Below are 15234 nucleotides of genomic sequence, written 5' to 3'. Positions count from 1 at the left end.
ATTTTATCGAACTAAATTTGTGTTTTCTATAATCATACTACCTATACCTTCTAATGCAGCTTGTCCAGCTTCTCCAGGAATGGTTAAAATTTGACTCTTGGTATTTAACATGCCTACTGAATTTTCAGCATCTACTTTAAAGTGATGGTATGTTGGATTTCCATCACTATCTTTTATTTGCAATAGACTATCAATATCCGTTTCATTTAAAAACAATTGAACGTCTTGGTCATTAGTAATCAGTTCATGTATTTTTACCCAATTCCCTTGAGTGTTCATTTGATAAATATGATACTTACCGTTGTGAACTGTTTTGTTCCATTTAAGGATGACATTGTCAATAACCGAATCATTATTGGCTAATGCATCAAAACTATAAGTAGCTATTGGTGCATTTGGACTGGATGATTCAACGATACTGCTAATTACTAATTTTGATGGCTTAGAGGGTTGGTACTCTGAAACCAAAATAGTTGGATCACTTTCATTTATTTTAGGCTTGGCATACTCAACTTCTCTACTTACTGTTACTCTGTAAAATAAAGGATCACTGTAAGGGATAAATTCCAAATCAAGGAATTCATCTTTAATGTTTAGGATATTAGTATCTAATTGGTTCGTTAATACCAAATCTATAGAATTTACTAAATCCATTGTTCGAACGCTTAGTGAGTTTTCGGGTCGCATGGTTCGATATAAATTTAGTTTTCGAATACGTTGATCCGATTGATAGGCATTAACCTCAAAAGATAAAGCTGGATTGATTTCGTTTTCAGCAATATCTTTGACCAAAGCTTCGGTAGTCATCATTTGCAAATTTCTGATTTCACTATCGCTATCAAGCATAGAAAAGTCAATAAATAAGGGAATATTACTATCTAAAGCTAATTCGTAAAAAGGACGTTGATCTTTTTTGAAAATTAGATGATCATTTCTTCTTTCTATTTCTAACAAACTATTTTCATCATATTGCACACATTTTTCAATAAATACATCATTTTTATAAATAGATAAATAACCATCATCGCTTGCCAAAAGTGAGTAATCAATTTTTTTAGTACTATCTTGATTAAGTGTATCATCGGCTAAGCCCAACATGATATTTGTTCTCGTTTTTACGTTGTATGATATGGAACCATAATTAGGAATATATTCTACTGAATACGCGCCAGCATCCCAAGCATCGGCATTTATGCCCGCTTCTTTAGTAATCAATTGATCATTAATTTGAACAAAATTTTCTCCCGAAAATGATAATGGAATGTTAGTTCCTTTTAACACTTCCTTTGTGTAGTTAGGCGCAATGGAAAACAATGCGATATCTATAAGGCTACTCCCTGTTGTTTTTAATGAAACATCTAAGACATAATCAGTAGCTCTAATTAATTTAGTTGTATAAAGGATGACCTCATCTCTACTAAAAATAATTTGGTTTGCGTTAACTTCTATTTTAAACTGGGAATCTTTGTTGTAAAAGCCAACTTCGCCAAGGTCATTTCCACTTTCGTATATATGCAATTTACCATTCGCTTTTATGTATAATCCATATTGTATGGTACTGTAATGCGCACTGGTATTAAAACTAGAAAAACCGAGCATTCCTTCGGTACCATCCAAAACTTTAAAAGTAACATAGGAGTTTCCACGTAAAATTTGTCGGCTTGCTAGACCAGCATCCCAGTCATTTGCAGAGATTTTGGTTATGGAACGTTCTTCATTAATTTCTATATTTTCAATATCCGTAAATTCTAATGGGAGTTGCTCATATTCAAATGTACTAGTGCCTAATATGGGTAAAGCCCTTTTTATTTCTGGATTTTCGGGAGCTTTGGTATTTACTAATTTTACAGGCCCTTTTATGGTACTAAAATCCCCTAATTGAGTGGTGCTACCCACCTCTCTTGCCGAATAGAAATAAGTGTTTTTAGAGGTGCCATCTAATTTAAAGTCGGTAAATAAAATATCATCATATAATTTCCCTTCTACATTAAGTCGTTTAGCCATAGGAGCAATATCGTATGCACCAGTTCCAGGCTTAAGTAAATTGCCATTACGGTCTCTTATAACTTGTCTTTTCGTAGTGGGTTGATATGCTTCTCCCTCAATATAGTCATATAATAAAGGAACCTCAGTTAAAGAGACAAATGAATTCATGATGGCTTTTTCGACAAAAGTGGCCACTGTTTTTTCTGGAAATGTATCTAGGCCTTCGATCAATTCTGGTATAACTACTGTACTTAAATCAAAATCCTTTTTAGGATCAAATGCAGCAACCGATTTGTTATTGATTGTATTGAACCTAGTAATCTCATCATTAATATCTTTAAAAAAGGCAGGTTTATTTGGTGTTGGAAAACGATAAGCATTTTCATTTTTAGGAAATGTTTCAAACACAACTTTTCCATCTGAATCGTCCGATTTTTTGTAATCAAAACCTAAAAGATTGTCCCAACGATTGGCATAAAAAGGATCAGGATCGTAGGATTCTAATTTGGTAATAATTTTATTTACAGTTTCATTAGTATATAATGCTCCTAAAATAGATCGATCATTAGATCTGTAATACAACACGCCATAAGGTTGTTGTTTAAAAGAGGTGGTTAGGGTGTAAGTGGCTTTACCAAACGAATCTGGTGGAGTAGCATAAAGAGCCCCTTTTGGCTTATCGGGTTGTAAAGGATCGGTAATTTTATGCACAAACATCATAGCTGGTGCACTTACTTGGGAGGCGTAAATTTTATTATATGATCTTTCCCCATCAAGGTCTCTACTACGTAAACCAAATATGGAATATTTTAGGTCTTCATCAGTAGGAGTAATACTGTTTTTTGTTAAATTAAAAGCGGTATCGGCATATAAATAAGCTTTATAGCCTGGGTAAAAGTTGACTTCTACCTTGTCGCCAATTTGTATGGCATCATCGATTACTATATTCCCATCGGCATCTGGTAATACTGTTCCAAAAGAGTCATCGGATACATAAAGTGCTACATTTTTGGTAGTACTCCCTATGTTTTCAATGCGAATCACATTTAGATTTTTTCGGGGTCCAGTGTTATTATTTGCAGTATGTACTCTGATAATTCCGCCAGACCATTCTACAAAATTACCTGTAGCGTCGGGTTTGTTTTGAGAATGTTTAGCAAGCTTAAAAGGCATTTCAATAAGGTAAAGACCTCTGTGTGCTTCTTTTTTAGGTGTTCCATCATCATTAATTTCAATAACTTGATCCACTTTTGTTATTTTAGCCTCTCCCCAAAAGCCTCTAGATTTTTCTAATACTTCTTCAGGTTGATCATCGGGGCCTTCATTATTCACAATAATTTCTCTATGAATTTTAGTATGATCCCCTAAATCTAAATTAACTTTAAAGGTTTTATTTGGATTTGTAGGTCCCCAGGTTTCTGTAGCAGACATGTTTTCCAATGCCATAAATAAGGCATCATTCATTATTTGAGGAGCTTCTAATGGGATATTTCTTCTAGGAATTACAGTAGTTTGTATGCTGCCGTTTTCAATTTCTTTTTTAAATACATTGATTATTAAATTTGAAGCATTATCAATAATACTTTCTATAAAAAAGTTGGTTCCATTAGTGGTAAATATGCCACCTTCAAAATTTAGACTTGTTGTTCCAGTGGGTAATTCAGGAATTAAATACTCTTCATTTTCTTCATCACTATTACTGTGAACTTTGTATTTGTCTGTGGTAATTACCGAAATACGATCATCCGACGGATGGTCGGCAATACGTATTATTTTACCTCTTATATTTTGTGGAATTTCATTTCTGAAGAAAACTTCAATATGGTCGGCAAAAATCTCCTTTTCATCTTTGTAAACCGCATCATGGTGGAGTAGTGGGTTATCACCCGCAGATAACACCTCTTTTAATTTATCATTGGCCTCTAATTTTAATCTATCTGTGATTTTATATGAAACAAGTTCCTGAGTGGTGTTGTATTCAAAAGCCAAACGGACTAAGGTATCATCGGATTTGGTGTTGTTTTGCAATAACTTTTGCTCACTTACCGAAGTAAGTAATAGTGGGCGCTCTTCAACAATGTGTAAGGCATTAATATTATGTGGAGGCAATAAATTATTATCGGGAACAAACTCCGTTTTTATATTTAAGGCTTTTTGAACAGGAGAAACACGACTAAACCAGTTAATTCCATAAGTACCATAATAGTAAATACCCTCTTGAGTTTGTTTGTGGACAAATAAAGGTTTTTCCTTTTCGGGAATACCCAAAGGAATAATTTCGGGTGTGGGTTTGCCCGAAGCTGTTTTGTTAAAATATTCTTGTGTAATGGAAAGTTCGGGCTTGTCCCAAGGGGTATCACCAGGTTTCCACCCAGTATTACCATCTAAATCCTCAACTTTTTGCTCAATACCACCAAATACAGGAACCGTATAATTTGAACTATTAAATTGGGTTGTTTTTTGATAAAAATCTACCAATACTTCATTTTCTTGATCATCTTCGACAAATAAAGAGACAAAACGAGATCTTCCCTTACTATAGCCATCTTCATTTAACAATGACATGCTTGGTTCCACACTCACCACATTTCCTTGATCGTCCAATTGTTCTGCCTAAGGTAAGCCAGATGGCACTCCAGGTCTCAACTTATCTAATTGAAAAGGGAGCGGTAAACGTTGATCTGTATCAGATGTAGGTAAAGAAGTATATATGTGTTCTACTTCAAAATTTTTGTCATCATCGTATATGTAATTTTCGATTTTGTTTTTAGTAGTATACTTAATGGCATAAATATATTGTTGAGTTTCGGTTTTACCTGATAAATCAAAACAGCCTAAACCAAGCATACGGGCAATATGGTAATCTGCAGCGGCAATATTTAAAATATCGGCATATGCAATTTCTTGTGGATCGGTATCATCTTCACTAAATGAAATTAATTCTTTACCACTAGGATTATTTTGGTTATTACTCAAGCGAATATAATCGGTTACAATTTGTTTAATATCTTTTTCAAATGCCCCTTTTTTGTCATTATTCCATTTGTTTTGGTAGTTTTTTATATTCACTAAGTCTCCTTCATTAAATCTAGGCCACTTGCCATCAATTAGTCCAGCTTTGGGTTCTAAATATTCAAAGGCTTTTGCATCATTGTTTGTTAGGGCATATTCACCCATTTCTTCCCATAGATTCTCTTTATTTGCTTTTTCAACAATAGTAGCATACAATTCAATTTTTATACCTGATACGATACAGTTATTTGCTCTAAATCGTATCCGTTTAATATCCTCAGCTTGTTGAAAAGTAGTAGAAAATTGATTGCTTTTAAATGTTTTTCTAGCAACAATACCTTGTTTTCTGTCGGCAAGTAATTTTTCTTCGGTTGAAATTAATTCGGTTTGAAGTGTACTATTAGGGACACTATTGGCAACTATAAATTCAACAGAAAAAGCTAAACTATACGAGGTTTCTACCTCAATACTATTATTTCCATAACTCTGTAAAAATTCAATAGGATTGGTTTCTGGATTAATAGTCCTTGCCGAATTTTGATACTGGGATATATTATTAAAATAAATAATATATCTATTGCCTTCAACTTCATATACCCAAAAAGGCATTCTTCTTAAAAAGATAAAACTTCTTCTTCCCGAAAATACAAAAGTGGGTAAATCATTAAAGTCGATAATTATTTGCTCCTTTTCATAAGGGACTTTACATATTTTTACAAAATCGTTGGGCTTATTAAAGCCGTTCGAGTTTGCTGCCAAAGTTCCTTTAGGTAGATGATTGTCACCTAAAGTATTTTTAAAAATCCAACGTAAATGCACGCCCTTAGCACTTCCATCTTGTCCAGTCGAACCTGCAGCTTGCAAGTATACAAAGGGAGATTGGGTGTAATTTATTTTAGGTAAAGGCTTCACTAAAATTTTGATAGTAAGCTCTTCGGGGTTGAGTACACCTGCTACAGAAATTATTTCTTCGAACTCTCCGTTTTTAAATGGCGTACCCACTAAAATAACAGGAACTATACCCACGGCACCGCTAGGAATTATCACTTCGGCAATAGCCGTAACTACCAGTCCATTTGTACTAATTAATTGGGTGCCTGCTTTTATTACATGTGGTGATCCTTTGTCATTTTGTAAGCTGATACTTCCAATTTCCAAGCCTACTACTTCTTGTTGAGAAAATACGGTAATTTCATCAAAACTAGTACTTATAATAGCAATGTTACCACAACCTACCTCGGCTTCAATTAATGAATCATTTAAGCCTTTTAATGCAGTACTCAGTTTTTCAAAACTGTTAATTCCTCTGGTATAATCGGTAATTAAAATGTCATTGTTAGAAGTACTAGGTATTGGAGATCTATTCCAATAATAGGATAGGGTATCTTCAATAGTTCTTCGGCTAAAATTTAAACCATTGTGGTATAGTCCTCTATCTAATGCATATACAAATAAGTGTGATTTATTATTTCCTTTTTTAACAGCATCAAAAAGTTTTGTGGATGAGCTGGCTTGAGCGCCATCGGCAACGATAATAATAATATCAGGAATGGATGACAAGCCTTCTACTACATCCAAGCCTGATGACCAGTGATGAGATAAGCCTTTTACTCTACCATTTCTAAAATTAGAAATCCAGTTATTGAAGGTAGCTTTTGAAGTATTGGTTACTTTTTGTTCCAATACATGATCTTTTCGAGTATTGGTATCACTGTCCGACATTCCGATTAAGGAAATCGTAAGGTTACTACCTTCTTGCAATTCAATAAAGGATCGTAATCCGTTCTTTATTTCGTCTATTTCATTTGTAGTATAATTATTGATTGACCCCGATTCATCAATAAGAAAAGCAACGTGAGCAGGGCAGGTTACTTGTGTGGGTCCAACACTGAGTTCGACAGATAATTGGTCTGGATTCAAAACTCCAGCTAACGAAATTATTTCAGTAAATTCTCCACTTTTTGATGGGATTCCAGATAGTACAGTAGGAATATTAATTGTTGCACCCGTTGGAACAACAATAGTTTCAAGTGTACTAATGATGATTCCATTTATAGCAGCTATTTGGGAACCAGCAATTACCGTGTGTGAACTACTTTTATCATTTTTTAAGGTAATAAATCCCACTTCCAGCGCTAGAATTTCTTCTGAAGGCTTTAAATTTATATTGGTAAAACTTGTACTTGTAATAGCTATGTTACCACAACCTACTTCAGCTTCTATTAAAGCTTTGTTAAGGTTTGATAAAGCTTCGCCAAGCTTGTTGAAATCTATTATTCCTTCCTGAAAATCAGTTATTAAAATATCATTGTTTAGAGTGCTTTTAATAGGGGTTCTACCCAAATAATAAGCTAATGATTCTTCAATTGTACGTTTAGCATTTGGGTCTATTCCATTGTCATAAAAACCTTCTTGGAGGGCATAAACAAATAAATGGGATTTGTTATTAATTTGTTTGACTAAGTTTAACAATATTGATGAATCAATTACAACTAAACCATCGGCAATAGCAATTACAACATCGGGAATAATAGATAATGAATTAACAACTTCAAGCGCAGACGCCCATTTATCGGAACTACCACTAACACCTCTATTTCTATAATTACTTACCCAACTATCAAATGTTGTTTTGGAAGTATTAGTAACTTTTTGTTCTAATATGTGATCTGTACGTAAATTGCTATCTCCATTAGACATACCGATTATTGATACTGTCAAATTGCTTCCTAATTGAGCGTCAACAAAAGCCTGAAGACCTAACTTTATTTGAGAAGCTTCTTCACTGTCTATTGAGCTTGATTCGTCAACTATCAGAGCAACGTGAGCAGGACAAGTAACTTGAGAAATTGGAGTAAATGTACATATCGTTTCAATTGAAAAAGAAGCTAAATCTCGACTTATTATTCCAGTAAAATCATTGTGTTTTATGGGTTGGTTATTAATAGTAGGATTATAATCACTATCTGTAAAAATGGAATTTAATTTTGTTTCAACAACATCTAAAGGCAATGTTTTTATATCAAGGCATTGCCCTAAATTAAAGTCAAGATTGATTTTGCAAAATGAAGGGACGATATCATCAACTTTATTTTTGAATAAAGTCATAATCCCATCACTTAATGAATTAATTTCAAATATGTTTTTGTCAATTTCTTTTTTCCATAGTGGGGTTAAGTTATGGTCAAATTTATAACAGATCGTGCTGTTTGATGTGTTATAAAATGCAAATCTGGCTTTATCATTAGTATCACTAAAATATAGGTTTGTTTCATTTTCTAAACCAGATAATTTAAATGAAAGTGTTTCTAATTCATTTCTCGAATTTTCAAGGGGAAGTTTAGTTGCATATAGAATATTAGTAAGATATTCTTTAGCATAAATTATAATTTCATCATTAACAACATTTAAAGATATATTGGAATATTTAATGTCTGAAGTCCCATTGATATCAATAAAAAACTTTTCTATAACATTTAAATCATGATCCAATTTAACAAAATGCTGATAGTCATGGGATACTTTATATTCATTGTTGTTAGCAGTTGAATTAGTTAAAAAAACAGCTGCAACCATTATAATATACTTTTCAGTAATTTCTACATTATAATGTGGGTTATATTCAGATTGGGTATGAGCGTCTAAAAAATTGTAGCTTAGACTTTTTAAATTATTCCCATTGTTATCAAATATAAAAAATGATCCATCTGAATTATCAATATTATAGTTTGCATTATTAAATAAGAAAAAATTATTGTTATTTAATGGTTTTATAAAATCATAACTATGGTGTCCCGAATCACTTTCCTTTAACCATAAAAATTCACCTTGAGATGATATTTTAAATAGAATACCTCTTTCTTGAGCATAGCCTTTAAATCGCTTTCCAACAAATAAAATATTTCCATCTTTATCAGAAACCCCATCATTTATTATAAAGGAGTTATTAAAATCTTCAGAATTATTGACATTAAAAAAAGAATTATAGGCATATTCTTTACTCCATATAACATTTAGTTGTAAATCAGTTTTTATAATTTTTACATTCTCAGGGTTGTCAATAAGAATATAAATATGCTCATCAATTTTTAACCAGTTAGGTTCTAATAAGCCTAATGAATTTTCAATCTTCTTAATGTAAAACGCATCTGCCATAACCTTATCCTTTAGTAGTTGTTAAAATATCAGTTACGCTAACGGAGCTTTGTCTTTTGTATTCAAATCCGTTCCATAATAAATAGGTAAATCTCATCGCTAATGTTTCAGCGGTTATAGCAATTTGGTTATTCATGTTGTACATTACTAGTATTTGTGAGTAATCTTTGGCGTGTAAAATTTTATAATCTGTATCCACAGTAGCACCTGACATTACAGCAAAGGCTTGTGTGTCTTTGTTTTTTATTCCATTTATTACATCCAATTCAATTTTTGGATCATTAAAAGGTTCAGGATTTCGTATTAGTAAAGCTACAATGTCACCAGTTTCGGTGTTTTTTATAAAATTAAATTCGGTAGTAGCAGCAGGATCTAAAGGAGTAATTTCAAATAATCCATAGATCACCCGATCAAATAAATCGTGGGTTGCTCCTTCAAGGTTTTTGCTGATGCTGTTTGTTTGCGCTTTTCCATTTAAAATAGCATAAGCTGTAGTTAAATTTTGTTTACTAATACTGGTTTCAATACTAAATACAGCTTTATTAGCTACCTCTTCAATTAATGATTCGGTATCGTTTTTAAGTAAATAACTTTTTACTTGTGCTTCAAAATTGATGTAGCGCGATGTTTGAAAAACAAAGTTGTGTATCTCTTTTTCGACAAAATCAGTGGCACCTGCTTTTTTGTATTTTGAATTTACAATTGCCGTATACATTTTTTGCGGCTTCATGTTATTCAAAGTAACTTCGGTCATATAACTTTTAGGTTTGGTAATTGTAGAGCCACCGCCCATACAATTATCACCATTGGCTAAATTGTTATAAAGTTGATGCTCTATAGGGAATAAAGCATTATTATCTGGTGTCCAATCTACCTGTGTAGCAGGTATTTCTTTGATTTCAATATCAGATTTTGGAGGATTGTTTAACAAAATATCCTCGACAGGGTCTTTAACCAAAACCTCAACCTTATTTTCAATAGCGTCTCCAATACCATCGTATGCTGGCCAATCTCCTAACATATGAAAAGCATAAGGTTTTAAATAGAAGAGTACTATTTTATTATTACCCCCTTCTGTACCATAAAACAAAGGTTTTGATAACAATAAGTTTCCATCGGCATTAGGGTACGAACGTTTGTAATCAATATATTGCCTTAAGGTAGCATGTGCATAAATGTCCTTATCGGCTTGCGATAGGTTTAATTTAAAACTGTCTTTTTTGTACACACCATAAATTTCCTTTGGACCTGGGTAATGCCCAACGGGTCCCGAAGTAGCAAAACCAAAATAAAATTCCTTAGTACTTTTAGTGCCTTGAACGGTATCGGCTAAGGAGAAATGAATACGGTATTGCGAGTCTGGACGCCAAATAGGTTCTACTACATTAGTTATAGCGTCAACACTAGCTTGAAAATCTTCGGTGATGGTTTCCTGATTTGGTAAATTTTCAGATAATTGGTGGTCGTAGTCAGATAGCCAGCTAGCTTCAAACAGTACCGTATCACAAATACTTTGAGTAATTGGAGGTACATCAGCCTCTTCTTTTCCAACAATAAAATCATCGTTAACCATCATGTCACCAATACCAGTACAAGCGACTTCTACCTTTCGGCAGCCTTGGGCTTCAAGTATGCTCAACTCATTAAGCAAGCGAGCCAATTCGGCTTCTTGTTCGGCGCTAGTGGTTTCAATATTTTCTACTTCAATATCCAGGATATTGTCTTGTAAAGTTTCAATTTGCTCACGTACTGCGGCAATTTGATCGGCATTGGCCACATCGGGGATTATTTTTACCTGACTAATCGTATTGGCATCGGGAGCGGTGTATTCAAATTCTTCTTCAAGCTGTGCGGCTGTTTGGTATACGGTATCAAAAGCTTCAAAAGTTACCCGAGTGTAGGTGTTATTAAATACACTTTCATAAAAAATAAAAGTAGCTCCTTTTGCCCCTGTATTTAATTTAAAACTTACTTGGCGTGATGCATTACGGTATTTAAGCACCAGTGGATTCAAGTTATTAAATTGCAAGCCTCGACTAAAATTAAAATTAGGACTATAGGTTTTAGCTACCACAGCATAATCGGCTTGAGGTCTGTTACCACCTGTTGTAAATTGATTGCCAATAATAGTGAAAGCTAAGTTTTGGTGCTCATAAAATTTATCAACCTCCGAGGCAATGGCGTCGGTAATATCTAGATCAAGATCCATTTCAACAAGCGGATAACGCCTACCTAAAGGCACATTTCGCCAATTGGCACGTTGTACATAATCAAAAGTATGTTCACAAAATAAGGATTCGGATGAAATTCCCGCCTGTTCTGGTATAAACCAACCCGGTTCTCCTTGTTTAATGTATGAAAATGGCGTATCTCCCAGTATACGCAGTGCATTGTACTTGGCTTCTGATTTTTGCCAATAGCCTATTTTAAGGCGATCTACATTAACATTGTCTTTAATAGTAATGGCTTTGTAAGGGTTGTAAGGCACCCATGCGCTACCATTCCAAGTGGATATCTCAATAGATTCTATACTATATTTATGTTCCACTTGTCTAAAATCCCTTCCACGTACGGATTTTTCTGGTGGAATCAATTCAATACTCCCTTCGGGTCTATGACTTATACCACCAATAAGCGCCCTGACGTTATGAGGAATCACAGGTTTTTGAAATTTCAAATCCACAAAAACATCCATTGGCAATACAGGCAAGTTACTGTTTGGAGCCCTACCAGCTGTACTTTTAGTCATGCGCAACAAATCAAAAGCTTCGCCAGTAAGCATACTAATAGCTTTCACATTTTGATCAGCTATGTGTTCTGGTAATACTTCAATAGGTGTAGTATCAACTCGTTTTTCTTTTTCCCATTTCACATCAACATTAATACACTTCGAAATTTTAATGAAGCCTATTTTTATACGTCCACATACGCGAACACGCGCATAAATTCGGAAAGGTTTTGGTACCTCGGCTCCAAATAACGTATCGAGACTAATTCCTACGTTAAGAATCCAAAATTTAACTTCGGCACCACCCCCAGCAGCTACATAGCCCCCAATTTGCGGACGCTCAAAACTTATTTCGCCCCCTACTTCGGCATATAGCCATGCTTTTACTTTAGCAGGGCCAAAACTTTTATCAAAATTAAAATCGGCACGTGCCCCTACAGCCATTCCTTTAGCAGAAAGCTCTAAGTAGGATAACATGGTAATTAAAGTGAAAACGCGGGCTTCGTTTGGTTTTTGTCGAGTTCCTAAATGTACATACCAAGCCGATGAGTTTCGGAACGGGAAGTAGGCTTCCATACCTACATTTAAGGTAATTAAGTTTCCATTACTTTTAGGAAGCTTAAAGTTGATGCCAGCACCTAACTCTAACGAGCCATCGCCAATAGCAATAAAGGCAAAGAAAGGCGGATCACTAGTATCATCCAAACCTAGGGCAGTACCTAAAATATTAGCACGTCCATCAAATACAAATAAGCTAGGAATCGATAAAATAAACATAACCCTTGCCGAAAGTAACGTGCCATCGGAAGTGACTAAAGTAGCTCCCGCACCAATAGAAAAACCTTTTTTAGCTTTTTCGGATTTATCTGGACCTCTAAACTTTCTAATATTTACACCGCGTTCAGGGTAGGTATAATAATCATACCACGTATCCCCACCTGGACCCGATTTTAAGCCTACAGCTTCTTTTTCGGCAATATACCTAAAGCCTAATAAACCCCGGAATCCACTAATACTTACGGGGGGCACTATAGGAATTGGTGTGGGTATTTCCACACTAGCATCAATAAGAAATGCGGGGTATTTGGGTTGTAAGCGGAACTCCGCACTCCCTGCAATTTTTGCTTTTGGTAGTTTTATGGAAACGCCTCCAATATATTCTGGCGATTCACCAGGTTGCGGTATGGATAAATAACCTTTTATAATGGCTGTTGCCGAAGCTGGCGAGGCACTCCCCGGAATAATAATATCCGCCTCAATGGTCTGGATACGGAATTCGGAATGAAACTCGCCTTTATCAATAGTAAAGTAATATTGCATCCCTTTACCGCGGGCTTCCAAACCTAAGGAACCTAAATTAATAGCTCCATCGAACCCAAATACCATGTATTTACGGGTTTTTCCTTTGTATTCCTGTTGGTAGGATCCTAAATTGATATTGGTAATGGCCACCTCAACAGGTCCTAAATTTAAGCTGAAGTTAGCCGGTACAGGAATGGTTCCTCCAATAATTTCGAAGCTTCCATCACTGTAAATACGCATACGTTGTATGGGAATGCGTTGCGCTCCAAGGAATTTTTTCATTAATGGGCTAGGGAACTCAATATCACAAGCACAACCAATAAAAAACGTGCCATCTTGACTGCCTAGCTCCACAGATTTTAAGTGAAACTGGATTACATTTTTAATCCCAAAGGGTTTAAAGCCATCTTTTTCGGATGCCGATACTAAAAAGTCGCCGCTATCATCAAAATGACCAAAAATTTCTATTTCAGCAATATCACCATTGGCATCTTGTAAGCGAGGTATTTTTAAGCCTCCTAAAATATTGGATTCAATTACTTTGTTTTGTTTAAACGTAATATCAAAAGCCTCAAACCACACCTCAAAACCATTGCCTCCAATTTTTTTAATTAATCGGTTAGGTGCGCCAGCGGTTTCGCAGGTGGTCAAAAAGTCGGCATAAGCAGTTTGGTTAGCAAATGTTTCTACCTCACCATTAACAGTAGTAAGTGTTAATGGGAAATTAAAGGTAAAAGGCTTTCCTTTAAGTTCATTTAGTTGTATAAGTAAATCACTTGAATCTGCAATTTCAATAGTTTCGGCAGTAGCGGTTACTGCAATGGCTATTGGGTATTGAAATGTAAAGCAGTCGCCGTAATAATCGGTAATGGTCCCATCGGTAGGTAAGCTAATTGCTTCTAGAGCAATGGTTCCAGAGATACCGCCAGTACCTATAAGCAAGTCATAACCTGCTACGCGGGCTGTAGTCCCTGGGTGATTGTCTGCACTGTCAAACCACCTTGGGGGTAACGTAATGGCAGCAAGTTGTGCGTATACTCCTTTAAAATTTTCGGGGCGCCCGTCGGCAATAGCTTCGGGGATGTTGCTGTCATTACTTAGATCAACTTTTAAGCCATCAAACTCGGCAATGATACCTGTATTGGCAATTTCGGATCGGGTAAGGCTAAAGCTGTTTTCTTTTACAAATTGGAAACCACTTTGTGTAGAATATTCTAAAGCTCCCGCGTTGAATTCTAATTTAGATTGTTCGGGTTCGGGTAAACGCTGGAAATTTGCATCCAAGGGTTGTAACCACTTACGTGGAAACAATAAGCCTAAACTAACCTTAGGCATAGAAAAACGAAACTTAATTTTTAAAATTTCCGAAATATCGGTAGTTTCTATATTGCCATACCAACGTGCTAAAAGACTTTTTAAGTTTTCAAAACCAGCTTCAAAACCTCCTTTTTCTACATATTTAGTAACAATATATTGAACAAAATCAATATCGCCAGCATCAATATTATTGAGTACTCCTTGTATTTGGTTGCTTTCGGGTTGGTTAGTATCCAAGGCTAATGCCGTGCCATTATCGGTATTAAATTGTGTAACAAATAAGCTTAAGGCGTTGTAATCTTCAAAAAACGTAGTTAATACCTCTTGTAATAATTCCTCTTTGGTAATGCCAGCCAGATCAAATAGGATACCAAAAATTGAACGCACCGAATTATCAAAGCTATCAAAATTAAAGCTACTAAAATATTTAAGGACCTCCCAACTGTAATCGAATGTAATGGGTATTTCGGTAGCTGCACCATCTGCCGAAGGATTAACGACTAACGTTAAATCATTTACAAAAGGAATATCTAAACCCAAAGGGTTTAGTGATAATAAAGTAAGGGTATAATACCCTGCCTCGCCGTGGTAACTTTTACCTACAATAAGGTCCTTAAAATACACTTTGCCCAAAAGTTTTTCGAGCACCTCTTTAATGCTCTCTAACTCCGAGGGTATTTTTTGTAGTGGTAATAAATCACTAACTACGGGATATAACTGGTTTTCTGGCATGG

General features: G+C 35.0%; 3 protein-coding genes. All 3 read right to left on the bottom strand.

Translation table 11 applies throughout. The annotated features are described in order from the left end of the window. Positions 1-3 precede the first annotated feature (3 nt). Genes KQA_RS0202390 through KQA_RS0202380 form a run of 3 tightly spaced genes read right to left on the bottom strand, consistent with a single transcriptional unit; the run spans position 4 to position 15232 of the window. Entirely contained in the window at positions 4-4590 is a 4587-nt protein-coding gene (locus KQA_RS0202390) for a hypothetical protein (RefSeq protein ID WP_029209416.1), read from the bottom strand. Between the two features lie 9 nt (positions 4591-4599). Then, positions 4600-9153, bottom strand: coding sequence for a hypothetical protein (locus tag KQA_RS0202385; RefSeq protein WP_010177700.1), 4554 nt, complete (start codon positions 9151-9153; stop codon positions 4600-4602). Positions 9154-9157: 4 nt separating this feature from the next. Beyond that, positions 9158-15232, bottom strand: a complete 6075-nt coding sequence (locus tag KQA_RS0202380; protein WP_010177698.1) for a hypothetical protein — start codon at positions 15230-15232, stop codon at positions 9158-9160. Positions 15233-15234 lie beyond the last annotated feature (2 nt).

The sequence above is a fragment of the Aquimarina agarilytica ZC1 genome (assembly GCF_000255455.1).
GTDB classification, from domain to species: Bacteria; Bacteroidota; Bacteroidia; order Flavobacteriales; family Flavobacteriaceae; genus Aquimarina; species Aquimarina agarilytica.
The sequence above is the reverse complement of the archived record's forward strand: the minus strand, read 5'-3'. Positions and strand labels throughout refer to the sequence as shown.

What these genes read in the sequence shown, in the direction of transcription:
- KQA_RS0202385 (WP_010177700.1), bottom strand. Translation starts at nt 9,153, where the DNA reads ATGGCAGATGCGTTTTACATTAAGAAGATTGAAAATTCATTAGGCTTA.
- KQA_RS0202380 (WP_010177698.1), bottom strand. Translation starts at nt 15,232, where the DNA reads ATGCCAGAAAACCAGTTATATCCCGTAGTTAGTGATTTATTACCACTA.